The sequence below is a fragment of the Burkholderia sp. Bp9142 genome (genome assembly GCF_003853415.1).
Lineage (GTDB): Bacteria > Pseudomonadota > Gammaproteobacteria > Burkholderiales > Burkholderiaceae > Burkholderia.
The window spans coordinates 1-25,571 of the sequence record NZ_QTPP01000055.1; the positions used below are offsets into that span (position 1 = coordinate 1).

24 protein-coding genes are annotated in these 25,571 nt (G+C 66.8%); 17 read left to right on the plus strand and 7 right to left on the minus strand.

Going from position 1 to position 25,571, the window contains the following annotated elements; all coding sequences use genetic code 11:
* The 4 genes from DIE22_RS39400 to DIE22_RS35025 all read right to left on the minus strand — a co-directional run.
* Nucleotides 1-123: tetratricopeptide repeat protein (locus DIE22_RS39400; RefSeq protein ID WP_409410209.1), on the minus strand; the 123-nt coding region annotated here is incomplete at its 3' end.
* A gap of 10 nt (nt 124-133) precedes the next feature.
* Nucleotides 134-1,339, minus strand: coding sequence for a class I SAM-dependent methyltransferase (locus DIE22_RS35015; RefSeq protein ID WP_124607247.1), 1,206 nt, complete (start codon nt 1,337-1,339; stop codon nt 134-136).
* Entirely contained in the window at nt 1,336-2,277 is a 942-nt protein-coding gene (locus tag DIE22_RS35020; RefSeq protein ID WP_124502134.1) for a UDP-glucuronic acid decarboxylase family protein, read from the minus strand. The genes DIE22_RS35015 and DIE22_RS35020 overlap by 4 nt, the downstream gene beginning before the upstream one ends.
* Complete coding sequence (locus DIE22_RS35025) at nt 2,274-4,070, minus strand: glycosyltransferase family 41 protein (RefSeq protein WP_124607248.1); 1,797 nt, start codon at nt 4,068-4,070, stop codon at nt 2,274-2,276. Before DIE22_RS35025 ends, DIE22_RS35020 begins: the two co-directional genes overlap by 4 nt.
* 510 nt (nt 4,071-4,580) lie before the next feature.
* Here DIE22_RS35025 and DIE22_RS35030 point away from each other — a divergent pair.
* The 6 genes from DIE22_RS35030 to DIE22_RS35055 are packed head-to-tail and all read left to right on the plus strand — an operon-like array spanning nt 4,581 to nt 12,186.
* Nucleotides 4,581-5,366, plus strand: a complete 786-nt coding sequence (locus tag DIE22_RS35030; protein WP_124502132.1) for a class I SAM-dependent methyltransferase — start codon at nt 4,581-4,583, stop codon at nt 5,364-5,366.
* Complete coding sequence (locus DIE22_RS35035) at nt 5,363-6,748, plus strand: NAD(P)/FAD-dependent oxidoreductase (RefSeq protein ID WP_124502131.1); 1,386 nt, start codon at nt 5,363-5,365, stop codon at nt 6,746-6,748. The genes DIE22_RS35030 and DIE22_RS35035 overlap by 4 nt, the downstream gene beginning before the upstream one ends.
* Before the next feature lie 5 nt (nt 6,749-6,753).
* On the plus strand, nt 6,754-7,461 hold the full coding sequence (locus DIE22_RS35040; RefSeq protein ID WP_124502130.1) for a WbqC family protein: 708 nt from the start codon (nt 6,754-6,756) through the stop codon (nt 7,459-7,461).
* Between the two features lie 10 nt (nt 7,462-7,471).
* The gene (locus tag DIE22_RS35045; RefSeq protein ID WP_124607249.1) at nt 7,472-8,122 is read left to right on the plus strand and encodes a trans-aconitate 2-methyltransferase; all 651 of its coding nucleotides are present in this window, start codon (nt 7,472-7,474) and stop codon (nt 8,120-8,122) included.
* Nucleotides 8,123-8,182: 60 nt separating this feature from the next.
* Entirely contained in the window at nt 8,183-9,391 is a 1,209-nt protein-coding gene (rffA, locus tag DIE22_RS35050) for a dTDP-4-amino-4,6-dideoxygalactose transaminase (RefSeq protein WP_124607250.1), read from the plus strand.
* Complete coding sequence (locus DIE22_RS35055) at nt 9,388-12,186, plus strand: glycosyltransferase (protein WP_124607251.1); 2,799 nt, start codon at nt 9,388-9,390, stop codon at nt 12,184-12,186. The genes rffA and DIE22_RS35055 overlap by 4 nt, the downstream gene beginning before the upstream one ends.
* Nucleotides 12,187-12,210: 24 nt before the next feature.
* On the opposite strand, the gene DIE22_RS35060 is transcribed toward DIE22_RS35055, so the two are convergent.
* Nucleotides 12,211-13,782 carry a TIGR04222 domain-containing membrane protein gene (locus DIE22_RS35060; RefSeq protein ID WP_124607252.1) on the minus strand — a complete coding sequence of 524 codons (1,572 nt, stop codon included), beginning with the start codon at nt 13,780-13,782 and terminating at the stop codon, nt 12,211-12,213.
* A gap of 676 nt (nt 13,783-14,458) precedes the next feature.
* On the opposite strand from DIE22_RS35060, the gene DIE22_RS35070 reads away from it, so the two are divergent.
* The 5 genes from DIE22_RS35070 (at nt 14,459) to DIE22_RS35090 (ending at nt 18,471) form a co-directional block, all read left to right on the plus strand.
* Nucleotides 14,459-15,586: a hypothetical protein gene (locus DIE22_RS35070; RefSeq protein WP_124607253.1), complete on the plus strand. Its 1,128-nt coding sequence runs from the start codon at nt 14,459-14,461 to the stop codon at nt 15,584-15,586.
* A 10-nt stretch (nt 15,587-15,596) separates the two neighbouring features.
* Entirely contained in the window at nt 15,597-15,800 is a 204-nt protein-coding gene (locus tag DIE22_RS35075; RefSeq protein ID WP_124607254.1) for a hypothetical protein, read from the plus strand.
* A 246-nt stretch (nt 15,801-16,046) separates the two neighbouring features.
* Entirely contained in the window at nt 16,047-16,583 is a 537-nt protein-coding gene (locus DIE22_RS35080) for a PAAR domain-containing protein (RefSeq protein WP_124607255.1), read from the plus strand.
* Entirely contained in the window at nt 16,580-17,350 is a 771-nt protein-coding gene (locus tag DIE22_RS35085) for a VRR-NUC domain-containing protein (protein WP_124607256.1), read from the plus strand. The genes DIE22_RS35080 and DIE22_RS35085 overlap by 4 nt, the downstream gene beginning before the upstream one ends.
* 5 nt (nt 17,351-17,355) lie before the next feature.
* Nucleotides 17,356-18,471 carry a DUF3396 domain-containing protein gene (locus DIE22_RS35090; RefSeq protein ID WP_124607257.1) on the plus strand — a complete coding sequence of 372 codons (1,116 nt, stop codon included), beginning with the start codon at nt 17,356-17,358 and terminating at the stop codon, nt 18,469-18,471.
* Between the two features lie 543 nt (nt 18,472-19,014).
* On the opposite strand, the gene DIE22_RS35095 is transcribed toward DIE22_RS35090, so the two are convergent.
* Nucleotides 19,015-20,067, minus strand: a complete 1,053-nt coding sequence (locus DIE22_RS35095; RefSeq protein ID WP_124607258.1) for a phage portal protein — start codon at nt 20,065-20,067, stop codon at nt 19,015-19,017.
* A complete protein-coding gene (locus tag DIE22_RS35100) occupies nt 20,067-21,818 on the minus strand; it encodes a terminase ATPase subunit family protein (protein WP_124607259.1) in 1,752 nt (583 codons plus the stop codon). Before DIE22_RS35100 ends, DIE22_RS35095 begins: the two co-directional genes overlap by 1 nt.
* 144 nt (nt 21,819-21,962) lie before the next feature.
* Between DIE22_RS35100 and DIE22_RS35105 the strand changes: the two genes are divergently transcribed.
* From DIE22_RS35105 to DIE22_RS35130, 6 genes are all read left to right on the plus strand, one after another.
* On the plus strand, nt 21,963-22,781 hold the full coding sequence (locus DIE22_RS35105; RefSeq protein ID WP_124607260.1) for a GPO family capsid scaffolding protein: 819 nt from the start codon (nt 21,963-21,965) through the stop codon (nt 22,779-22,781).
* A 36-nt stretch (nt 22,782-22,817) separates the two neighbouring features.
* Nucleotides 22,818-23,837, plus strand: coding sequence for a phage major capsid protein, P2 family (locus DIE22_RS35110; RefSeq protein ID WP_124607261.1), 1,020 nt, complete (start codon nt 22,818-22,820; stop codon nt 23,835-23,837).
* Complete coding sequence (locus tag DIE22_RS35115) at nt 23,834-24,520, plus strand: terminase endonuclease subunit (protein ID WP_124607262.1); 687 nt, start codon at nt 23,834-23,836, stop codon at nt 24,518-24,520. The genes DIE22_RS35110 and DIE22_RS35115 overlap by 4 nt, the downstream gene beginning before the upstream one ends.
* A 104-nt stretch (nt 24,521-24,624) precedes the next feature.
* Nucleotides 24,625-25,107 (plus strand): head completion/stabilization protein, encoded by a 483-nt coding sequence (locus DIE22_RS35120; RefSeq protein ID WP_124607263.1) that lies wholly within the window; start codon nt 24,625-24,627, stop codon nt 25,105-25,107.
* Entirely contained in the window at nt 25,107-25,361 is a 255-nt protein-coding gene (locus DIE22_RS35125) for a hypothetical protein (RefSeq protein ID WP_124607264.1), read from the plus strand. Before DIE22_RS35120 ends, DIE22_RS35125 begins: the two co-directional genes overlap by 1 nt.
* A complete protein-coding gene (locus tag DIE22_RS35130; protein WP_124607265.1) occupies nt 25,358-25,570 on the plus strand; it encodes a tail protein X in 213 nt (70 codons plus the stop codon). Before DIE22_RS35125 ends, DIE22_RS35130 begins: the two co-directional genes overlap by 4 nt.
* The last annotated feature ends 1 nt before the right edge of the window (nt 25,571 follow it).

The following is a 25,571-nucleotide window of genomic DNA, read 5'->3' on the forward strand; positions in this document are numbered from 1 at the left end:
CATCGCGTCCGGCTGTCCGGGCTGCGCGTGCAGGATCGCGTCGTACAGCGTCTTCGCTTGCGCGAGACGGCCGGCCTCGTGATGCGCGAGCGCCGCCCGCAGTTGCAGTTCGATCGGCTCCATTGCGCGCCGCTCAATACGGATGCGGTTCGCGCCCGAAGTCGATCAGTCGGCCGTCGTGCTCGATCATCACGGCCGCGGCGGCGATCCCTTCGCGCGACATCTCGGCGACGATGTCGCGCGCGCGCCATTGCGTCGGAATGATGACCACGTCGGCCGGCGCCGCCTTCAGCGCGTCGCGGAATTCGATCTTCTGGCCGGTGCCCGGCACATACGTGCCGACCTTGTCGGGATCGGAATCGACGACGAGCGGGAAGCGCGCCGCGTCGGCATCGAAGTGATGGATGAACGCGGCGGCCTTGCCCGTGCCGCCCCAGATCGCGACGCGCTGCCCCGATTCGGCGAGTTTCGCGAGCTGGCCGGCGATCGCCGCGCGGTTCCCGACCGAGCGCGCCGCGAACTGCAGCGACGCGTCGGCGCGCGTGCGCGCGTGCTCGGGCACGCCGAGCCGCACCAGCGCATGGACGACTTCGCCGTCGTAGCCGTGCGCGAGCGTCACGATCTCGCCGGCGCGCGCCATCAGCGTGCGGAACGACTCCGTCGTGAACTGCGATACGTGCTCGTAGAAGAAGTCGGCGAGGCGATCCGTCTCGAACACGCGATCGATGCACGGCACTTCCGCGAACAGCCAGCACGCGTTCGGCTGGCGCGCCGCGCCCCATGCGAGCTGCTCGACGAGCTTCGCCGGTTCGGTCAGGTGTTCGAGCACGTGCCGGATCACGATCGCGTCGGGGCGGAACGCGGGCATGTCGGCCAGCGGTGCGAACAGCCGCGCGTGGAATTCGATGCCGTTGCCGGTGCCCGCGCTCGCGTTCGGATCGAAGCCCGCGAAGCGGCCGCCGCGGCTCGCCTGTGCGAGGCCGCGCACGAAATGACCTTCGCCGCAGCCGATCTCGACGACCGTCGGCTCGGCCGGCAGCGCGCCGAGCAGCAGGTCGCGCGTGGCCGCGAGATGGCCTTTCCAGATCCCGCCGCTGTTGAACATCCGGTTCGGGTTGCGCTGGTACGGAATCGCGTCGTAGCTGAACCGGTGGTTCCACACGTGCGAACACCGCGGGCACTGGACGAAATCGAGCGCATGGCGCGGCAGCTCGCGCGCCGCCTCGGCGGACGCGGGCCACGCGAGCGTCGCGAGCGTGCGCTCGCCGGCCGGGAAGAACGGCGCGGCAACGGTGTGCGCGCAGACGGGGCAGGGGGCGTCGATCAGATCGTGGCTCATGCATTCACCAGTTTGCGGAAATGGGCGATCGTCTCCTTCAGGCCATCCTCGAGCGCGATGCCGGGCTGCCAGTCGAGGCGCTGACGCGCGCGGCCGATGTCGGGACGGCGCTGCAGCGGATCGTCGGCCGGCAGCGGGCGATATTCGATGCGGCTTTTCGAGCCGGTGAGCCGCAGCACGCATTCAGCCAGCTCGCGGATCGTGATCTCGCTCGGGTTGCCAAGGTTCATCGGTCCGGTGTCGTCGTCCTGGTCCATCATCCGCAACAGGCCTTCGACGAGATCGTCGACGTAGCAGAACGAGCGCGTCTGGCTGCCGTCGCCGTACAGCGTGATCGGCTCGCCGCGCAGCGCCTGCATGATGAAGTTCGACACGACGCGTCCGTCGTCGACGCGCATGCGCGGACCGTAGGTATTGAAGATCCGCACCACGCGGATGTCGACGCCGTGCTGGCGGTGATAGTCGAAGAACAGCGTCTCGGCGCAGCGCTTGCCTTCGTCGTAGCATGCGCGCAGCCCGTTCGGATTCACGTTGCCCCAGTAGCTTTCCTGCTGCGGATGCTGCTGCGCGTCGCCGTATACCTCGCTCGTCGACGCCTGCAGGATGCGCGCGCCGCAGCGCTTCGCGAGACCGAGCATGTTGATCGCGCCGAGCACGGCCGTCTTCACCGTCGACACCGGGTCGCTCTGGTAGTGCACGGGGCTCGCCGGGCAGGCCATGTTGAACACGCGGTCCGCTTCGACGTAGAGCGGCAGCCACACGTCGTGGCGGATCACCTCGAAATTGACCTGGCCGATCAGGTGTTCGATGTTGCGCTTGCTGCCGGTGTGGAAGTTGTCGACGCACATCACGTCGTAGCCGGCGCCGACGAGCCGCTCGCACAGATGCGAGCCGAGAAAGCCCGCGCCGCCGGTGATGAGGACGGACTGGCCGTTCATGATGCGGCACCCGGTGCGGCGTCGACGCGGCGCACCCACATCGCGTGCAGCGCTTCCTCGAAATGACGCGCGAAGCGGGGCGCATCGCACAGCGGCGATGCAAGCACCTGCGCACGCAGCGTCGTGCGCAGCACGGCCAGCTCGGCCGGATTGCGCGCGAACGCGACGGCCTTCGCGACGTACGCATCGTCGTCGTCCGCGATCCATTCGGGCAGGCGCGCCGCCTGCAGCAGGCTTTCGCAGATATGCGACAGGAACCGCGCGCCGCGGCGGCCAAGCACCGGCACGCCCATCCACAGCGCTTCGGCCGTGGTCGTGCCGCCCGGGTACGGGAACGGGCTCAACATCAGGTCGACGCGCCGGTAGGCGGCCAGGTATTCGTCGCGCGGCGAGCGGCCTTCGAACAGCAGGCGCGCCGCGTCGATGCCGTGCGCGGCGAAGCGGGCCGCGAGCGCGTCCTGCTCGCGCGGGTCGTCGAGATGCGGCGCCTTCACGAACAGCCGTGCGTCCGGCACGTCGCGCAGCACGCGCGACCAGACGTCGATCACGCGGTCGGTGAGCTTCGCGAGCTTGCCGAAATAGCCGAAGGTCGGATAGCCGTTCGCGAGCATCGGCAACGGGCCGCCGTCGAGCTCGATCGCGGGCGGCGTGAAGCACAGATAGCTGTCGGGCAGGTGCCACGCGCGTTCGACGAAATGCGCGGCCTCGTCGGCCGGCATCACGTGGCGGTCGCCCAGCACGTAGTCGATCGCGCGCATGCCGGTGCTCGCGAAGTAGCCGAGCCAGCTCACCTGCAGCGGCGCGGGCTTCCACGCGAACAGCGGCAGGCGGTTATGGATCGTGTGGCCGGACGCGTCGATCAACACGTCGATGCCATCGTCGCGAATCCGCGCGGCCGCGGCCGCGTCGTCGAGGCCGGCGAGAGACGTCCACGATGCGAAGCGCGGCTTGAGCCGCGCGGTGACGTCGTCCTCGACGTCGCGCGTCGGATACGCATGCAGTTCGACGCGCTCGCGCTTCAGGTGCGCGAGCATCCCTTCGATGAAATAGCCGACCGGGTGTGCCTTCAGGTCGCCCGACACGATGCCCACGCGCAGCGGCCGCCCGATGCGCGCGGCCAGGTCGACCCGCCACGTCGAATACGGCTGCGCGCGCTGCGTGACGAGCGCATCGAAGCGCGCGGCTTCGTCGAGGTACGCGTGCGGGTCGAACGCGTCGCTGTAGTGGTACGCGAACAGCAGGTTGCTGCGCGGCTCCGGCAGTTCGGGACGCAGCGCGACCGCGTGCTGGTATGCCTCGAGCGCGGCCGGGATCTCGTTCAGGTCGAGCAGCGCGTTGCCCAGGTTGTTGTACGCCTGCCCGTGGTCGGGCTGCAACGCGATCACCTGGCAGAACGCGTCGACGGCCCCGCGCGCGTTGCCCGCAAGCCGCTGCGCGTTGCCGAGGTTGTTGTAGGCGTCGACGTAGCCGGGCCGCAGCTCGATCGCGAGACGGAAGCACTCGGCGGCCGCGGCCGGGCGGTTGTGCGCCTGCATCACGTTGCCGAGGTTGTAGTAGTAGATCGCGTCGGGCTTGATCTCGATCGCGGCCATGATCAGTTCGGATGCCTCGTGATAACGCCCGTACTGGTGACCGATCAGGCCGAGCAGGTGCAGCGCGTCCGCGTGCCGCGGATCGGTGTCGAGGATCCGGCGGTACAGCGTCTCGGCCTCTTCGAGCCGGTCGGCCTGGTGAAGCGCCAGCGCCGCTTCGATCGTGGCGACGGGAGAGTCGGACAGCGTGAGATCAGTCATCGTGGTAAGCCAGCGTGGGTTCGATACGAAGCGCGCATCCGCGCGGAGGCCGGCATCGCATCCGCGCGGACGGCCCTCGACATGCCAGCATTTTCGGCGTGGGGCCGCCGTTCCAATCGGCGGAGCAGGTGGCGGATTTGGTCGCTTTTCATGTGACGGTGCGGCCGGCGGCTTGACGACGATCAAGGTCGCGGTTCGCGCGCACGGCGCACCGGGCAAGCGCCCCGGCGATTCCTCGCGTGACCGTTGCGCGCGTTGCACGACAACGGTTTGCCGCAACGGCCGGACGCCCGGAGCCCAGCCGCCCGAGCCCCGGCGTGTGCCGGCATTCACCGAAATGCGGGGGAAAACGGCCCGCTAATCCGGCATTTGATCCGCGCACGGACCGATAGACTCGGGCACAGACTTGGAGGCGTCCACCGCGCGGACGATCGCGCAGGGCGCAAGCCGCTTGCCGGCAACGCGGCCAGGGATGCTCCGACTCCCCCCTCAGCGCCTGGAGCCATGTGTATGCACGAGTCCTCAATCATCTCCAACTCGAATGACGACCAGCTCGCCGCACGGCGCGAGCTGTTCGACCTGATGCAGACCTATCCCGCGACGCAAGAGGAGCTCGAACGCTCGCTCGGGCTGTTCGTGCGCGGCTCGCTGCTCGCGCGGATTCTCGCGACGTTCGAGGTCTACGAGCAGATCGTGCCGCTGCCGGGCTCGATCCTCGATCTCGGCACCTGGCGCGGCCAGACTGCCGTGCTGTGCGAAAACTTCCGCGCGATCCTCGAGCCGCTGAACTTCCAGCGCCGGATTCACGCGTTCGATACGTTCACCGGCTACGCGGGCTTCTCCGACAGCGATTCGCGCGACCGCAAGCTGTTCTCCGACGGCACGTACTCGCTCGCCGGCGACTATGCGGACCTGCTGCGCAACCTGCTGTCGCTGCACGAGCGCAACAACGCGATGGGCCACGTGAACGGCAAGCACCACGTGTGGGAAGGCGATTGCCGCGACACGCTGGCCGCCTACGAGGAAGCCCATCCGGGCGAACCGGTCGCGCTCGCGTGGTTCGACCTGAACGTGCCGGGGCCCACCCGGCAGGCGTTCGAGACGGTGATGAGGCGCCTCGTGCCGGGGGGCGTGGTCGCGTTCTGGCAGCTCACGCGCGGCGGCCAGACGCCGGCCGAAGGGATCCACTACGTGCGCGAGCTGCTCGGCAAGCATCCGCACCGGATCCACAAGGCGAAGTCGTATCCGTCGCTGTGCTACCTCACCTTCCCGGAAGGCGGCGGGGTGCGCACATGAAGATCGCGATCCTCGGCAACGGCATCCTCGGGCTGATGACGGCCCGTGCCTGGCAGCGCGCCGAGCCGGGCATCGAGCTCGTCGTCGTCGGTCCGGCGCAGCGCCCGGGCTCGGCGACGCGCGCGGCCGCCGCGATGCTCAACTCGTTCACCGAACTGGAAGGCGATTCGCTCGGCACGCCGATCGACCGCTTCAAGTTCGAACTGAGCCGCGCGGCGACCGCCGCGTGGCCCGACGTATTCGCCGAGATCTGCACGCCGGATCGCGCGGTCGCGCACGGCTTCGGCACCTACGTGCTCAACAACGCCGCGACCGACGCGCTCGACGACGAGAACTTCGCGGCGATGCGGCGCTTTTGCCGCGAGTTCGAGGAGCCGTGCGAAGCCGTCGATCCGGCCGGCATCCCGAACTACCACCCGCTCCCGCAGTTTCGCGCGCTGAACGCGGTGTATCTGAAGCGCGAAGGCTGGGCGAACCCGAAACAGTTTCTCGATGCGCTCCAGGCCAGCGTGGCCGCGGCCGGCAACGTCACGTTCGTGTCGGCCGAAGTGGAGCGCATCGACGTCGCGGGCGGGCGCGTCGCCGGTGCGCGCCTGAGCGACGGTGCGACGCTCGACGCCGACCGGTTCGTGCTCTGCAACGGCGCGAACCTGACGCGCGTGCTGCAGGCGAGCCTGCCCGACCTTCCGGTGCAACGGCTGTTCTACGGGATCGGCATGTCGATCGAGCTGCAGAGCAGCGAGAGCGTGCATACGCACTGCGTGCGCACGACCAACCGCGGCCTCGCGTGCGGCGTCTATTCGGCGCCTTACGGCCCGGACCGCACGCTCGTCGGCGCGAGCAACTACATCAGCCCGGTGCCGCACGAACACGGGCATGCCGGCAGCGCGTACACGCTGCTCAAATCCGCGATGGACCAGATCAACTCGCGGTTCTCGCGCGCGAATCTCGTCAACGTGAACGTCGGCTGGCGGCCGACGACGTCCGACCTGTATCCGCTGATCGGCGAAACCAGCGTGCGCGACCTGTGGATTCTCGGCGGCACCAAGCGTGACGGTTTCCACCTGTCGCCCGTGCTGTGCCGCGACCTCGTCGCCGCGATGCGCGGGCTGCCGATCGATCCGCGCTATGCGGAGCTGGCGCCCGAGCGGCCGCTGATCCGCAACCTGTCGCGCGAGGCGGCGATCGCGAAGACGATCCGCCACCAGATCAACGCCGCTTACCAGCACGACTTCGTGCCCGCGCGCAACCGCATGGTCGAGCAGCTCGAACGCTCGATCCGCGCGGACCTCGAGGCACTGCACGACCGGCTCGGCGCGACCGACTGGGGCATTCCGCCCGAGCTCGTCGACATGTACCGGTACGGTCACATCCCGGCCTGAGCGACATGACTGCCCAGCCGAAACGCATCGCGATCGTCCAGTCGAACTACATCCCGTGGAAGGGCTACTTCGACCTGATCGCCGCGACCGACGAGTTCATCCTGTACGACGACGCGCAGTACACGCGGCGCGACTGGCGCAACCGCAACCAGATCAAGACGCCGCAAGGCGTGCAATGGCTGACCGTGCCGGTCCGGGTGAAGGGCCGCTATCACCAGAGCATTCGCGACACCGAGATCGACGGCACGGACTGGGCCGGACAGCACTGGACGCGGCTGCGGCAGAACTACGCGCGCGCGCCGCATTTCTCGCGCTACGCGGACGAGCTCGAAGCGCTCTACCTGCACGGCCGGCACGACACGTTGAGCGCGCTCAATCTCGCGATGCTGACCTGGATCAACCGGCAGCTCGGCATCGCCACGCGCATGTCGTCGTCGTCCGACTACGTGCTGGAAGGCGATCGCACCGACAAGCTGCTGAACCTGTGCCTGCAGGCCGGTGCGACCGAATACCTGTCGGGCCCCGCCGCACGCGACTATCTCGACGAAAGCCGGTTCACGGCCGCGCAGGTCGCGGTGCGCTGGTTCGACTATCCGGACTATCCGCCGTATGCGCAGCTGTGGGGCGAGTTCGTCCACGGCGTGACGGTGCTCGACGTGCTGTTTCATTGCGGCCCGGATGCGCGCCGGCATGTCGTGACCGGCCGAAACTGAGGATTGCGCGATGCACGATTCCCGACACTCCAACCTGCTGGCGGACGTCGCCGCGTATTACAGCGCGCGTCTCGCCGAGCATGGCCAGACCGCGCGCGGCGTGGACTGGAACGGCGAGGACGGCCAGCGGCTGCGGTTCGCCCAGCTGACGAAGATCGTCGCGCCAGCCGCCGAAGGCTTCTCGATCAACGACCTCGGATGCGGCTACGGCGCGCTGGTGGACTTTCTCGACGAGCAGGCGGCAGGGCGCGGCCATACCTATGCGGGCAACGACGTTTCACCGGAGATGATCGATGCGGCCCGGCAGCGCTATCGCGATCGCGGCGACGTGTCGTTCCACGTCGGCGACACGCCGTCGTCGGTCGCCGACTACGGCATCGCGTCGGGCATCTTCAACGTGCATCGCGGCCACGGCGACGACGCGTGGCTCGAGTACATCCATGCAACGCTCGACACGCTGCATGCGACGAGCCGTCTCGGCTTCGCGTTCAACTGCCTGACGTCGTATTCCGATCCGCCGCACATGCGTCCCGAGCGGCTGTACTACGCCGATCCGTGCGCGCTGTTCGATCGCTGCAAGCGCCGCTACGCGCGCCACGTCGCGCTGCTGCACGACTACGGGCTGTACGAATTCACGATCCTCGTCCGGAAGGATGGCTGAGCGCCCACGCGCAAGCCACCGGCCCCGTTGCCCCTCTTCACGCCTTCGCGGAGTCCCGCCATGTTCGCTCCTCCCAATCTCGACCGCATTCCGTTCGGCCGCCCGTTCATCGTCGGCAAGGAGCTCTACTACATCGCGAAGGCGGTCGAACAGGGCGGGCTCGCCGGCGACCAGGCATTCACCAGGCTGTGCCACCAGTGGCTGGAAACGCGCATCGGCTGTCATCGCGCGCTGCTCACGCACTCGTGCACGGCCGCCCTGGAGATGGCGGCGATCCTCACCGACGTCGGCCCGGGCGACGAAGTCATCATGCCGTCCTATACGTTCGTGTCGACCGCCAATGCGTTCGCGCTGCGCGGCGCAACGCCCGTGTTCGTCGACATCCGTCCCGATACGCTGAACCTCGACGAAAGACTGGTTGCCGCCGCGATCACCGAGCGCACGCGCGCGATCGTCCCCGTCCACTATGCGGGCGTGTCGTGCGACATGGACACGCTCGCGCACCTGGCCGATGACTATCGGCTATGGGTCGTCGAGGACGCCGCGCAGGCGATCCAGTCGACCTGGAAGGGCAAGCCGCTCGGCAGCCTCGGCCATCTCGCGTGCCTCAGTTTCCACGAGACCAAGAACGTGATCGCCGGCGAAGGCGGCGCGCTGCTCGTCAACGACGAGCGACTCGTCGAGCGCGCGGAGATCATCCGCGAAAAAGGCACCAACCGCAGCCAGTTCTTTCGCGGCCAGGTCGACAAGTACACGTGGGTCGACGTCGGTTCGTCCTATCTGCCCGGCGAACTGATCGCCGCGTTCCTGTACGCGCAGTTCGAGCATGCGGACGCGATCACCGCGCAGCGGCGCGCGACCGTGAAGCGCTACGAGGATGCGCTGCGGCCGCTGCACGATGCCGGCCGCCTCACGCTGCCCGCGACGCCGCTGAGCGAAGCGGGCAATGGCCACCTGTTCTATTTCCTCGCGCGCGACCTCGCGGAGCGCACGGCGCTGCTCGAGCGGATCCGCGATGCGGGCGTGTTCGCCGTGTTCCACTACGTGCCGCTGCACAGCTCGCCGGCGGGCCGCCGCTACGGCCGTTGCGGCTCCGGCATGCAGGTGACCGATGACGTCGCCGACCGGCTCGTGCGCCTGCCGCTATACCACGCGATGAGCGACGCGGAGCAGGACCGCGTCATTCAGGTGGTATCCGACTTCTACCGGACCGGGGCGCGAACGGCCGGCCGCCAACCTTCATCGCACCTCGTGCCATCCGCTCCATGAACGATTCGCCCAGCATCTTCGCGCCGCTCGGCCATCCTTACTACGTCTCCGCCCCCGGCTACAAGCAGACGTCCGGCGGCGTGCGCGCGATGCACTACCTGTGCCACGCGCTGAACCTGCTCGGCTGCGAGGCCTACCTCCATACGACGGAAGTCCATCCCGAGCTGCGTACGCCGTTGCTGACGCAGGAGATCGCGCACGCGCACCTGGCCGCGGGCCGCAGCCCGATCGCCGTCTATCCGGAGATCGTCGAAGGCAATCCGCTCGGCGCGCGCTGCGTCGCACGCTACCTGCTCGCGGAGCCGGGCCGCATCAACGGCAATCCGATCGACCTCGCGCCGACCGATCTCGTGATCGCGTTCGGGCCATCGATCGTTCCCGACGGATGGCAGGCCGATCTGCTGAGAATGCCGCTCGTCGATACGCGCATCTTCCACTGCGACGGCGTCGACGATGCCACCCGCCGCGGCACGGCCGTGTTCCTGAACCGACATCTGCGCCGCGGCGGCAGCCTGCATCCCGCGACGGCCGAGTCGATCGAGATCTCGGGACGCGTGGTGCAGCGCTCCGCGCACGAACTCGCCGAACTGTTTCGCCGTGTCGAATGCCTGTACCTGTACGAATGGTCCACCGCGGCCTTCGAGGCGCTGCTGTGCGGCTGCCCGGTCGTGTGCATCCTGAACGACGCGTCGATGCCGACCGCGGAACGCTGGGTGATGGGCGGCAAGGGGATCGCGTGGGGGCTCGATCCGCACGAAATCGCGCACGCGAAAGCGACCGTGCACGCGGCGCGCGACGTGTATCGGGAAGAACAGGCGACGTTCTGGCGGCAATTGCGGCAGTTCGTCGAGAAGACCCAGGCGCACGCCGATGCGCTCGATGCGCGCGCCGGCCCGAACGGCGCGGCCACCACGCGACCGGCCGCGCCCGCGACGCGGCGCATGGCCGTCGTGTGCGTGGAGCCGGCCACGGATCCGCACATCACGACGCGTTTCGCCACGCCGTTCCGCGCGCTCGAGCGCGAATGGACGGCCGACTTTCCCGTCGGCGCGAACGGCATCGACCTCGATGCGCTGCAACGGGCCGACGTGATCGTCCTGCACGGCGCGGCGCCGAGCCTGTTGTCGGGCGCCGCGCTCGAGCAGATGTTCACGCTCGGCAAGCCGGTCGTCTGCGACCTCGACCGGCCGCTCGACGCGTTTTCGCTCGACGATCCGCATATCGCCGGCAGCGCGCGCCGGCTCGCCGCCATGCGCGACGCGATCCGCCGTGCCGATGCACTGGTGGTGCGATCGGACGCAATGGCCGCCACGTATCGTCACGTGAACGCGGCGGTACACGTGTTGCCGGCCGATGCGGAGCCCGCACGGCACGGCGCACTGTACGCGCGGCTCGCCGAACAGGGGCGGCGGCCGGCCGCCACGGCTCCGGCACCCTGCGAATCGCGCGCGATGCGCGCGCAGCAGAAGAAGCGCCTTGTCGCCTACGCGATCGATCCGGTCGACGGCGCATCCGTGCAACGCCGCCTCGCGCTGCCGTTCGCACGGCTCGAGGACGACTGGGCGCTCGTCAGCGGCCTGGCCGACAGCACGGCGATCGCCGCAGCCGACGCCGTGCTGCTCGATCGCCACACGCCAGGCCTGCTGCCGCTGACGGCGCTGAGCGCGATCTTCGAGTTCGACAAACCCGTGATCTACGCGACCGATCTTCCGCTCGCCGTGCGGCCGTCGGCGCAGGCCGACGCGACGTGGACCGGCATCGCGTTTGCGCTCGGCAACGCGCACGCGATCATCGTCCCGACGCCGGATCTTGCGCGCCAGTACCTGCCCTGGAACCCGAACGTGTTCGTGCTGCCCGACAGCGTCGATCTCGACCTGTTCCTGCGCGCGGTGCCGGCATCCAGCAACGCAAGCGTGACGATCGGCGTCGCCGGCGCATCGCTGCTGCCGGCCAATTTCGCCTTGGTGGACGCCTCGCTGCGTGCGCTCTGCGAGCGCCATGCCGGCCGCATTGCCGTGCAATTCTTCGGCGCGCGGGTGCCGGCCGGCTGGGAGCATCATCCGGCGGCGGCGTTCCGGCCCGCGCCCGACGGATACCGCGCATACGCGCAGCAATTGCGCGTGCTCGACTGGGATGTCGCGCTGATGCCGCTCGCCGATACCGGCGACGGCGCGGGCAGCACGATCCAGCGACAGGAATTCGCGGCCGCCGGCATCGCCGTCGTCGCGAGCGACCGGCCGGCCCTGCGCATCGCACTGAACGACGGCGACGACGTGCTGCTCGCCGGCGATGCCCCGCACGCATGGGACGACGCGCTCGACCGCCTGATCACGCGGCCCGCGCTGCGCCGGCGAATCGCCCGTACCGCGCAGGCACGCGTGCGCAAGCACGACGCGCTGCAGGCGCGCCTGCCGCTGGTTCGCGAGACCTACCGGATGTGTATCGAACGCGAAGGCACGGCCGTACGGTTGCCGCCGCGGGATGCGCCGATTCCCGGCGTGCTGATCCTCGACGCCACCGGCGACGCCGAACGCGTGCAGGCCGCGCTGCGCATCGTCGCGGCGCGTGCCGAACGGGATCTGCTGAGCGTCGTGCTGACGACGTCGCCCGGCCCTTGGCCCGAGTGGACGGACCGGCTGCGCTACCTGGGCACGTCGGCGCAGGAGTACGCGGCCACCGCCGACCAGCTGAGCGCGATGCCCGCGTTCGACTGGGTCGCGATCATCGACACCGCGGACATGGAGACGGGCGCCGGCACGCCGGAAACGGCGCTCGCGGACGCCGCGATCGATTGACGACGGCGCGCGGGCCTTCGCGCGTCAACTGCTCGACGAACACCCGCCGCAACTGCTCGAGCTGCACGAGCTGGAACTGCACGAACCCGACGACGAACAATTCGTGTTCGAGTCGGTCGAGCTGTACGTGGAACCCGACGAGCCGCCGCTGCGCGCCGCCACCGGCGGCACCGGCGGCGGCTCCATCAGCACCATCGAATGCGCGGCCCACGCGGTGCCGGCCAGCGCGCCCGCGCCGAACAACGCGGTCGCCCACAGCAGCGCGTCCGGCGAATCGGGCTCGTCGCGGCGGGCGCTGCGGTGCGCGGCGAGCGCCGTTCTCGCACCGACCGTCAGGCCGCCGCGCCCGAATCCCGTCAGGCGCCGCGCGACGATCCGGTACGCGATGGCAAACACCACCATGCTGATGACCAGCAGCAGCACCGGCCGCCCTCGGCTCAATCCGACCGCGAGTTTCGCCGCGCCGGTGCCGAGCACGGCCAGCGCGATCGCGCACGAGGCCATGCGTGCGGCCCGCATCTCGCCCGCCGCCCACTGCCAGCCACGCCCGCGCAGCGCGTTCGCGGCATCGGACACGCGGCGCGCGAGCAGTTGACGGAACGCGCCGAAGCTGGCCTCGCCGTCCGGCTGCGCGGCGAGCCAGTGGCACTCGTCCGCATACGCGCCGCCCCGCATCGGGTCGACGCTGCGCACGCGCGCGCCCAGCCGCCCGGCCATCGACAGGTCGATCGCGCCTGCCTGGACGAGCGACAGCGTCGCCACCTGCACGGCCCGCGATTCGTCGCCCGCGAGATAGGCGGCCTCCTCGGCCGTCAGGCCCGACGAGACGGCTTGCGCGCGTCGGCGCCGGCAGCGGTATTCGATCTGCTGCAGCACGACGATCAGCAACAGCGCGACGACGCAGACCGGCAGGTAGAACGCGAGAAACTGCGGTCCCGTGTAGTTCAGGACGTCGAAGTCGCGCGCCGATGCGGCCGTCGCGATGACGCTCGCGGCGGCAGCGGACACGGCCGCCTTCGGCAGCCGGTCGCGCCAGGTACGGCGGGCTGCCGGGCCGGCTGCAGACGGCGGTTCCGCCTGCCTGTCGGCGCCTGCCCCCGCCCTCGCCTGCGGCGATCCGGCGTCGGCCGGCCGGGACTCGGGACGCGGCCAGATCGACGCGGGCGGCTCGCGGCCGAACAGGCGGCGATAGCTGTCGAGCGTGTCCTGGTAGCGCCGCGCGTACACGGCGGCTTCGTCCGGCGCGCCAGTACCGGGCATGTGATGCAGCCGCGCGCGCAGCACATCGGCGCAGAACACGTCCCAGTACTCGACCGTGTATTGCAGGTGGAAATGCCATGCGGCATCGACCGCGACCGACGGCGTGACCGGGTGTCCGGCCGCCTGCGCGAGGAACGCGAAGCGCTTGTATTCGTCGATCACGGCCAGCGCGTGCGCATGCGTCCAGCCTTCCGCTTCGGCGAGGCGGCGGCTGTACGGCAGCACGGCGTGCGGGTCGTCGGTGGAATAGGCAAGCAGACGCGTGAGCAGCGCCTGCTGCGCGTCGGTCAGCGCGCGGGCATCGCCTGCGGCCGGGAGAGACGGGATGGCTGCCATCGGGAGAGTCGGCGCGATGCGCGGACGGCCGCCGCGATCGACGCTTGGAGTTGTCGTTGCGGGGATTCTCGCATAACGGGGTGGCGGCGAAACGGCGCGGGAAGCGGCGAGCGGGTGCCGACACGCCACGGCACCGGAAGCCGCACGGACTCGGCCGAGTGCGCAACGCGACGCTTCAGCGAATTCAGAAAAACGGATCGGGAAATTCGACGCCTGGAATCAGGCAATTTGGCGCGCCCGGCTGGGATCGAACCAGCAACCCCTGCCTTCGGAGCTTTACCGGCACACCGGGAGCCTTTAAAAATCAAAGCCTTACACGACTCGCAATCAGCAAAACCAAGGCTAATCAAGATCAATCAGGGCTGTCCAAGCTCATCCAAACTGTAATTTCACTGTAGCTCACACAATTTCAGTGGAACAGTTCCGCGCGACACGCGTCCCCTCGGCAAATCTCGATTGCGAAATCAATGCGCTACCGCTACGCTGCCGATCAAAGAATGCACAAGCCAACGCCCGGGGAAATCAGATGACATGCGAAGTCGCGGTCCTTAACAAGTATGCGGTCGTCATTGCAGCTGACAGTGCGGTTACAACGACAAACGGTCAGGGGGAGCCGAGGTACTCGAAGGGCGGGAACAAAATTTTCCAGCTGTCCCATACGGAACCCGTTGGAGTAATGATCTTCGGGACCGCGTCCGTCTGTGGCATGCCGTGGGAAGTCGTAATCAAGGCGTATCGCGCCGACCACCTACAAACCAGCAAGTTCGACTCTGTCCAAGAATACGCCGAGAATTTCTTCTCATTCCTTCAATCGGCGGCCAGCCCAATTTCCACGACCGTGCGCGACGATTCTTTCGTCGACGGACTGCAGACGGCTGCGGGCCAGTTGTTGAGTTTGATGCAAAGTCACGACCCGACGATCTCAGACGCTGCGCTGCCATCAGCGGAACGCGCGCCGCAAGCCTCCACTGCCTTACTGGCGATAGAGGCTGAACTCGACAGTAGGCCCTACAAGACCGATGCTTTGGGAGAGGCGGCAGCTCGCACACTGGCTGCACCGCCTCAGCGATTCAGGGACATCGTTTTAGGCGGGCTCGAACAGGGCGGCCTGTCGGACGTAATTGACCTAGATCGTTTCGTTGCTGTCGCCTGCAAGTACTACTTCCGAAACTACGAGTCGCTGCTACCGACCACCGGCGTCGTTTTCGCCGGCTATGGCAAGCTCGAATACTTCCCCTGTCTCATCGAGTATTCCGTAGCCGGCTTCATGGGCGACCATCTCGCATATGATGTAAAACAACAGAGCGCCATTTCAAACGAGGTACCTTCAAACATCATCCCTTTCGCGATGACATCAGCCGTCGATGCATTTATGAGAGGGGTTGGTTTCGATGTCTTCGGGTCGGTCGACACTCTGTATCGGAAATATGCGTTAGACTTCGCCCGATCGGTTCTTGGTCGTCTCGGCGTTGCCGAACCGCCTACACTGGAAGCAGACGCGGAACAATCACGCGAGGCGTTCACGGACGACTGGTATGGGAAGGTTCTAAGAGGGCACTATCACCCGCTCAGAAGCGTGATATCTGCATTACCGCTTGAAGAGATGGCTCACCTCGCGGAAACGCTCGTGACGCTTGAGTCTCTAAAGGAGAGAGTGACAACTCCCAAGCAAAGCGTCGGTGGGCCGATCGACGTTGCAGTGATCACGAAGTCTGAGGGTCTCGTCTGGATCAAACGAAAACATTTTTTCGATTCGGACAAGAATTTGAGATTTATTTTGCGCCAACGAGCCGTCCACCAATAGGAGCTATGCGATGAACCCCGTCACCAAGGAACAGTTTGACGCTCTGACGACTCGGCTGCTGACCGAGCAAACTGACTTTGCTGTCGCAGTCTCGCGCATCGTCGAGCCCCAGGAAGATCTCACACGAGTTGCCCGCGAAGCCAAGCGGAAGCAGCGTGCGATCGACACTCGCCGCTCGCTGACACCCGTCGAGCTATTCAGCTCCCGAAATTGACAGGTCTAGACCGCCGAGAGCCCGCCAGTTGAGCGGGCTTTTTGTTGATAGATCATCGCCGCGCCACGCGCCCGAAGAATTGGCGCTTCCCCCGCGCAGAACTGCAGTGATCGGAAATAATCCGACCCGTTCGCCCGCCACCCCTCCTATTGCTTGACAATCTCAAAAACCTGTCAATCCCAACAGGGGAGCGGGTCGCGCGTCGCGTGCTACAGTCGGCGACTCCGTTTCTTCATAGGGTTTGCCATGGGCTTCGCATTCATTCGGGATGGCGACACGACCTCGCACGGTGGGCGCGTTATCGCCAGTGACATGACCAACACTGTCGACGGGAAAGCGCTCGCTCTGCTCGGTGACATGGTTTCATGTCCGCGCTGCGGCGGCCTGTATCCGATCGTCAAGGTCAAGACCGGTTTGAACATGACGTTCCACGGGCGCCCAGTCGTGTCCGAGGGCGACGTGACCGCATGCGGCGCAACCCTGATCGCGTCCCAAGGCACGGCAACCGCCTCGCCGACGTCGGGCGCGGGCGCCCCGGTCGGCGGCGGCAAGAGCGTAGTCGCGCAGAACGACGGTCCAAATCGCGGACGCTTCCAGGTCGTCGACGACAACACACGCCGGCCCATCGCAAACCATCCGTACACCGTGACGTCGACGGACGGCCAGACGATACACGGCATGACGGATGCGAACGGCCATACGGATTGGCTGAACACACAACAGGCCGCGTCGCTGTCGTTCAGCCAGCCGGGCACGACAGGCACCGCGGACACGAAGGCATGACCGACTACTCGCGCAGCTCGGCCGCCGGTGCGAGCAAGGGCGACGGCAACACGACCCTCGTCGGGCTCGACGGTCGCCTGTCAGGCAAGGATAAGGAAGTGCTCTGCGGCGTGATGTGCCCCTGCGCGCGCATCGGCGTCCAGACGAGAGTGGACAAGCGCGGGAGATCGAGGACGCTCCGACAAGCATGCGTCGCGCAACGCCTGGACGCACTGAACGAATCGTCCCGCGCGACGTTCGGCGGGCCGACCGAGTATCTGCCGGAGGTCAGTTACGACATGAGCCCCACACCGCCTGCGCCACCGGTCCCGATCATGACCGAGGAGGACAGACCGCTGCGCCCTGATTCCATCGTCGACTGGATACGGGATAATTGGCCGGGCGGCATGAAAGGCTACCGCGACGGGAAGAAGGTGGGGCTGGATCAAACGCGTCGACCCGACGTCGTGATTGTGCGCGATCCTGCTCTGCCGCCCGAGCAGTCGAATATCAAGACCGTCGTCGAAATGAAGTTCGAGGATTCGTACGGCGATCGTCAACGGGAGGCATACGTGCGAATCGCCGGCAGCGACAAAAAGGTGGCGACGCTGCGTCCTGCCGACTGTGGATGTGGCGACGACAAGCCAGACGAGAAACCGGCGCGATCGACGCAAACGCAATCTGACGTCGAGTCGATTTTTGGCGTCAGTCCAGCCGGGTCAAACCGCGCAATGCCTGCCCCGATCCCGCATCTTCCGCCGGGCGTCCCCGGCTTCGCGTTCCCCTGAATACCATGACGAAAGACGAACTGGCCGCATGGGCCAACGACCCAAAGCGCCGCGACACCCTGCCGTACGGACTGTTCGAGCCGCCCTATCAGAAAGGCATCGTAGGCGCTGCGTTTGTCGTGCGCGGCGTCCTGTACTTTCGGAACGGTTACGCGGAGGCGACACGCAAGGCGCTCGTGCGATGTTACGACCGCTATCTCGACGTCATCACGAAATACGAGACGGCATTGGCAAAGGCTGAAGGCCGCGATCCGCCGAAGGCCGGCCCAATGCAATGGTTCTACGCCGAGGGCGCGGCTCCCGTCGCGTTCGACAAATCCGCCGGCTTTCCCGACCTGGCGAAGCGCGTCCCGAGCAATGCCGCCCTGGTGTCGACCACGACCAGCGCGGATCACAAGCTCGCGGCCGGCTTCTACGATTTCGCCGTGTTCTGCCTGGAAGACTGGGAAGCGAAGTTTGAGCGCAGTCTCGACGTCATGTCGTTCACGGTGCCGCGTAGCTTTCTGCAGCTCGCGCCCGGCGCGTTCGAGCGGCTGTTCGCCGAGTTCGCGGAATGGTTGCGGCCAGTACACGGACATGGCGGATACGCGGTCAACCTGCCGCCGATGGGGCGGGAGCCAAACGAAGCGAGCGAGTATTTCTGGGCGCGGCAGTACGGGGCCGGGCTCGACGTCGGAAGCCCACGGCGCACGTGCGTGCGTGACCTGACCGATAAGCTCAAGACGGTCGACTGGCTGACCGCGATCGATGCTGATCTCGTCCGCCGCGCCGGCGGAGCAGACGGAATGGTGCTCCCGCCGGACTGGTATCGAAAGTCTGCGTTCGGCGATGGCGGCCTGCTCATTCAGGCAGGGGTGGAACCTCAAACCGGCGTGTCGGTTGGTGCCGGGCACCCGCCGGAGCCGCCAGCAGCATATGTCCTGCTGAACCGGGCTCTGCGCCCAATCGTCGCCGATACGATCGACAGCCTGCAGGATGGCACGGTCAACAGCACCGCTCCCCTCCTCAGTACGACGATCGCGAGCGAAGCGTGGCTCCGGCGCTTCAACGTGCCCGACGACGAGCTCCCCGACTACTGGGTCGCGCTTCACAAGACGGCAAAGCTGCCGGCCGCACAATGAAACGGGGATAGGCTCACACGACCACCGACTTTCCCCATACGCCGCTCGCGCGGCCGGCTGGCACTTGGGGGGCGGGCTCTTACCGCACGAAGTCGGCGCCGCGTGAGTCGTCGATTATGGCCGATGACCCGAGGGCGAGCCAAGAAACGCCGAGACTGCATAACCAAGGCGCATAAAACTGCATAGAAGAATCGGCCCGCCGACCGCCGCGCGGCCCGCGCCAGGCGGCCCCGAGCGCCGGGCGCATGAGTGCATAAAAACCGTTCGTTTTCGCGGGCAGGTGGGGCGGGGTCACAACTGCGCGCGCCGGGTCTGAATCGTCATCCCAGGGGCAGGGGTCCGGCCCTTGGAATGACGCCCCGGCGCGTCAGGCGGCCCGCCACGGCCCTGCGGCGGGCTGGTCCGACCCTTGGGGTGCATCCATGCGGCGGCCGCCCAGAGGCGCTCTAATCCGCCGCGCCCCGTGCAAGGGCGCCAGACGCAAAAAAGCCGCCGGCACCGAAGTGCCCGGCGGCTTTGCTTTGCCAGGTGTGTGCTCGGGCGTCAGCCCTTCGGCAGCTCGAAGTCCCTGAACCGTACAACCTCGATCCCGAGCCAGTCGTTCACCTCCCGGAGCCGCGCCTTCAGCGGATCGATCTCCAGGCCGTTGAACACCCCGGCCGCCTTCTCCACGTCACCGAACCCACCCGCGTTCGACGGGATGATCCCCATCAGTTGCGGCGGCACGCGGTGCGCCGCGAGCTGATCCTCGACCGTCACCTTCTTGATGTTCCAGAACTCGTCCTTCGCCGCGACCTCGCCGATCGGCAGGAGCTGAATGCCGTCCTTCTTCCCCTTCGGCGCGTACATGAACAGGTTCCGGAAGTTGCCCGGCCCCTTCGCGTTCTTCAGCGCCGAACGCAGATTGTCGACGTCCTCCTGCCGCTCGGCCGCGTCCGTCATGTACAGGATGAAGCCCGCGTGACTGCCGTTCTTGTAGTAGCGCCGGCGGAACAGCGTGGCGCTCTCGTTCAGCCAGGTCGAGTTCAGCGCCGACAGGTATTCGGGCAGCCCGTAAATCTCCTGGTTCAGGTCGGGCTCGTACAGGTGATAGACAGCGCCCTTCGGAAACGCGTGCGGCTCGCGCACGTTCGTCACGAACCAGTACTCGTCCGGCTCGACGCCAACGCGCGTGTATTTCGCCAGCGACGACTTCAGCGCCATCGGCGTGCCGAGCCGGTTCGTGCGCAGCTCGAGGTAACTGTTCGCGAAGACCAGGTACTCGAGCACGAACCGGCTGAAGTCGGCGCGCGACAGTAGCGGATGCTCAACGTACGACTGCACGAGGATGTTGCGTTTCACGTAGATGGCCGAGCTGTGATGGGGCGCCGCCCGGAACGAGCGCGCGAGCCCGTCAAGGGGCAGCGGCGGCTCGTACCAGTTCCCCATCCGCATGCATTCAACATACTCGAGCAGCTCGCGCCGATCCATCACCTCGACCGGATCGCCGAACGAGAAAGCTTCCGCGCGCGGCGCCGGCGCCGGCGTCGTGTCGGCCGCCGGCTCGGCGCGGTCGTGCGTGCGGCGCCCGGCGCCGCGTCGATACTTGCGTGACATTAAAAAATCTCCATGAATCCGGTATTGGTGCCCGTCGCGCCCTCGAGCGGTTCGTTCGCGAGCGCGTGCATGCAGGCCCAGGCCAGGTCGCCGTGGCTCGCCTCTTCGGAGCGGCTCGCCTTGTACGTGACCTGCAGGCCGCTGGGCGTGATGGTTTTCTTGATCGCCATGAACGACGCGGCGAGATCCTTCCAGCCCGTGTCGAACTCGAGCCGGCCCTTGCGGATCACGTTCTGCGCCTTCATCACGAGCGCGGTCTTGATCTCGACCGAGTAGTGGAACGCCGTCGCGGCCGGGAAAAACTTCGTGACGAGCTGATAGACGCCCTGCCCGATCCCGGTCGTGTCGATGCCGATGTAGGTGACGCGGTAGCGCCTGGTCAGCGCCTCGATCTGCGCGGCCTGCGCTTCGAAGTCCAGGCCGTGCCACTGGAACCGCTCGAGCACGCGGAATTTCCCGCCGGGATACTTCGGCGGCGCCAGGACCACGCAGCCAGCGCTGTCGCCCGTGTGTGACGGGTCGTAGCCGATCCACACCTCTTCGTCGCCGAATGGGCGCATGTACAGCGGCTTGAAGTCGTCCCACACCTCCCAGGCGTCGACCATGCAGGTCTGCAGCGTCGACAGCGGGAAGACCGACAGCGAATCGTCGATGAACTGGCACAGCAGCAGGTTCGCGTATTCGTCAGCGCTGTACTCGAGCTTCAGCCGCTCGAGGTCGAACAGGTTGCAGCCGCCGCGCACGGCGTCCTCGACAGTCACGATCTGCCGCCACTGACCATCGCCGCACGCGCGGCCCGCCGCGAGCGCCGCGTTCGAGATGTCGATCGATACCTGCTGATCCTTCGGCCGTCCGCGGTTGAACAGTTTCCCGGACCAAAACGGATACGCGTCGTGCGCCAGGCTCGACGGCGTCGAGAAATACGTCTGCCGCCACTGCGAATGGATCGCCATGCCCGACGCGACCTTCCGTAGGTCCTGGAAGCGCGGCACCCAGAAGTACTCGTCGAAATACAGGTTGCCGTGATAGCTCTGCGCGGTACGTGCGTTCGTGCCGAGGAAGTACAGCGTCGCCCCGTTCGGCAGCACGATCGGATCACCTCGCAGCTCGACGCCAACCGCATCTTTCGCGAACTGGACGATGTACTGGCGGAACACGTGCGCCTGCGCCTTGCTGGCCGACAGGAAGATCTGGTTGCGCCCCGTGTTCAACGCGTCGAGCAGCGCCTCGCGCGCGAAGTACCAGGTCGCGCCGATCTGCCGGCTCTTGAGGATGTTGCGAATTCGCTCTTTGAAGCCGGCCCGGTACCAGGTGCGCTGATAGTCGAAGATCGACTCAAGGAACGCGTCGTTCAGCTTCGCAGCCTGCTCTTCGCTGAACGCGTTGCGATCGTCCGAGCTGCGTGACCGGCGGGTGCTGCCCGCGCTCCCGGATTCGCTCACCTTCGCGTCGTTCGCCGGGCGCGATCGCAACCTGTCGAGCTGACGCGTCAGCAGGTCGATTTCCTTGTAGTCGCGCCCTTCCTTCGCCTCCTTCGTGACCAGTTTGATCAACTGCGCTTCGATCGTCATGTTGACGCGATCGACCGGCTCTGTTTCGTCCCATCGGTCGCGCTTCTTCCAGCTATAGAGCGTGGCCGGCTTCACGCCGAGCAACTCGGCGATACGCGCGATGCGATACCCCTGCCAGTACAGGTCACGTGCGCGTCGACGTGGATCAACGTCGGATGAATCGATGGGAAGTGCAGTCATGCAGCAAGGCTACCGACGCGCGCGCGTAGGCCCTACTGCATGCGGTTGTATCGGTTGCGCGCACAACCAACATGCGTTGCGACCGTGGGGCGAACTGCCGAAACTGGAATCCCTGAACACAGCCCCCTCTCAGCGGATTCGCACATGGCACAGGACGCAAAGAAGACGAAGTTTTTCCGGATCGCGACCGAAGGCGCGACGACGGACGGCCGCACGATCGATCGCACGATGCTCGAGCAAATGGCGAGCAGCTACGACCCGAAGACGTACGGCGCGCGCATCAACATGGAACACGTTCGCGGCATGTATCCGGACAGCGCGTTTCGCGCATACGGTGACGTGATCGCACTGAAGACCGAAGAGCAGGACGGCAAGCTGCGCCTGCTCGCGCAGCTCTCGCCGACGAAGGACCTGGTCGAAATGACCACCGAGCAGCGCCAGAAGGTTTATTCGTCGATGGAGGTCGACCCCGACTTCGCCGGCACTGGCGAGGCGTACCTGGTTGGCCTCGCCGTCACCGACAACCCGGCGAGCCTCGGCACCGAGATGCTCGCCTTCAGCGCGAAGCACAAGGCATTCGACACGCGCAAGCAACGCCCGGAAAACCTCTTCAGCGCTGCCGTCGAAGCCGACATCGAAATCGAGGACGACGCACCGCGCACCGGCGACGCCGGCAAGTCGCTGTTCTCGAAGGTGCGCGGCATGCTGAATCGCAAAGAGGCGACCGACGACCAGCGCTTTTCCGACCTGTCGCAATCGGTCGTCGCGCTCGCCGAAAGCCAGGGCCAGGTGCTTGAGCAGCTCGAGAAGTTCAACGCGAATTTCACCGATCTGCAGAAGGCGCAGCTGGCCAGCGACAAGCGACATACCGACCTGGTCACGAAGCTGTCGCGCACCGACAGCAGCACGCAGCAGCGGCCGACGTCGACGGGCAGAGACAACGCAGCCCAGACCGACTGCTAACCCGCCCTTATTCCACTTTCGATAGACGGAGAACCCATGCGGAACGATACCCGCGAACTCTACAACCGGTTTCTTGGCCGCATCCAGGAACTGAATGGCGTCGGCGACGCGACGAAGAAGTTTTCAGTCGCGCCGAGCGTGCAGCAAACGCTCGAAACCAAGATGCAGGAGTCGAGCGCGTTCCTCGGCCGGATCAACATCCACGGCGTCGAGGAAATGGAAGGTGAGAAGATCGGCCTGGGCGTGTCCGGGCCGATCGCGAGCCGCACGGACACGACCAAGCGCGAACGACAGACGCGCGACGTGTCGGCACTCGACAACCAAAAATACCGCTGCGAGAAGACGGACTACGACACCCACATCCGCTATCAGCAGCTCGACGCGTGGGCGAAGTTTCCGGACTTCCAGGCACGTGTGCGCGATTCCATCATCCTTCGCCAGGCACTCGATCGCGTCATGATCGGCTGGAACGGCGAGAAGGTTGCGGCCGACACCGATCTCAACGCGAACCCGCTGCTTCAGGACGTGAACATCGGCTGGCTTCAGCAGTATCGCAACAACGCGCCCGAGCGTGTGAAGTCTGGTGTCAAGATCGGTAAAGCAGAGGAGTTCAAGAACCTCGACGCGGTCGTTTCGCTCGCGCGCAACGAGTTCCTCGAGCCGTGGTACGCCGAAGATCCGAATCTCGTCGTGATCTGCGGCCGCGAGCTGCTCCAGGACAAGTACTTCCCGCTCATCAACCAGGCGCAGCCGTCGACCGAAACGCTTGCAACCGACATCGTCGTGTCGCAGAAGCGCATCGGCAACCTGCCGGCGGTCAGCGTGCCGTTCTTCCCGGCGCACGCCATGATGGTCACGCGTCTGGACAATCTGTCGATCTACTGGCAAATCAGCGCGCGCCGTCGCGCACTGAAAGACAAGCCGGAACGCGATCGCATCGAGAATTATGAAAGCTCAAATGATGCGTACGTGATCGAGCAGTACGGTGCGGGCTGTGTGGTCGAGAACATCCAGCTCGTCGACGTCGCGGCCGACGCACCGAAGGCCGGCGCATGACGAACCCGTTCCGCCAACACTTCCAGCGCACCGTCGCGGCCAGGGCCGCGACCGGTTCGCCCTCGAGTGTCGGCGGGCTGCGCGACGACTCGGCGTACACGCTGATGCTCGCGCAGCTCGACGAACACCGCCGGGCATTGAAGGCCGTCGAGTCGCTCGAGCGCAAGGCCGACCTGAAGCGGCAGTTCCTGCCCGTGTACGACGCATGGGTCGCCGGCGTGCTGGACGGCGCGGCCGGCGCCCAGGACGACGTGCTGATGACGATCATGGTCTGGCGCGTCGACGTGGGCGACTTCCGTGGCGCACTCGATATCGGCGCGTACGCGCTGCGGCACGGTCTGCCCCTGCCCGACCAGTACAAGCGCAGCACACCGTGCCTGCTGGTCGAAGAATTCGCCGAGGCCGCGCTGCGCGCGAACCGGGCGGGCGAAGCGATCCAGGTCGAGCCGCTGCTGGACATCGAGCACCTCACCGCAATGGCCGACATGCCCGACGAGGTGCGCGCGAAGCTGCACAAGGCGATCGGCTACGGCCTGGCCGCGTCCCATCCCGCAAGCGCACTCGACCACCTGCGCCGCGCGTTGCAGCTCTTCGCGAACGTGGGCGTGAAGAAAGACATCGAGCGGCTCGAGCGCGAGCTGAAAAATTCCGCCAACGGGGGCCAGTCCGGCCCCGGTGGCTGACACCGAGCGTACCCCGCGCACCAGGCGGCACGGGGCCGTAGCCGGCACTGTCCGCGCGAAAGCCCCGTCCACCGCCTCACCCGATCAACCTGACGAGCCCGACCATGTCCTTTGTCTCGACCCCGCCACTGTCGCGCGTGCCGGCGGAAACGGAACCCGCCAAGCCGATCAAGAACGATCCGTTTTACCCGGATGTGTCACTCGAGCATGCGCGCGACACGATGCGCCTCGACGGTTCCGTGACCGACGCCCGTTTGCGTCACGAGCTGCTCGACGCGGTCGCCAGCGTGAACGACGAGCTACGCGGCGCGCGTGCCGCGTGGCAGGCCGATGGCGTCGGTCGGCTCGGCGACGTTCCGGCCGAGCAGCTCGACGGCGAAAGCGTGTTCCTGCACCACTACCGCCGCGCCGTGTACTGCCTGGCGAAAGCGTCGCTGATCGAGCGGTACCGCGATTACGACACGACGGGCGACGGCGCGCGCCGTGCCGACGAGCTCGAGCCGCAGGGCGACGAGCTGCGCCGCGACGCACGATGGGCCATCAGCGCCCTGCTGCGCCGGCCGCGCGTCACGGTGGAGCTGATCTGATGAAGAAGCTCTATCGCATCGTGCTCGTTGATGAACTGCTGATTCGGTATCCGCTTGCGCCGGACCCGATCGACCAGGTCCGCCGTGTCGAGCGCTATCGCGTTCAGCGGCGCACGTGGCGCGGCTGGCGGGATGCCCGCAAGGAATCGTTCGAAACGGAACAGGAGGCCGAATTCGCGCTGTCCACGCTCACCGGACGGCCGCCGTTTCTCGTCGCTATTTTTGATCGGCGCGGCAGGCGCATCGAACCATGATGGTCCGCGCACTCCAGGGGGAAACCGTCGACGCGCTGTGCTGGCGCGTGCTCGGCCGCACGCGCGGCGTCGTCGAAGCGGTGCTCGACCTCAACCGGGACCTGGCGCAGTACGGCCTGATCCTGCCTCACGGGCTGCTCGTCGAGCTGCCCGACGAAGTACCGCAAGCGGCGCAATCCGGCGCCGAGCGGCTCCAGTTATGGGACTGAG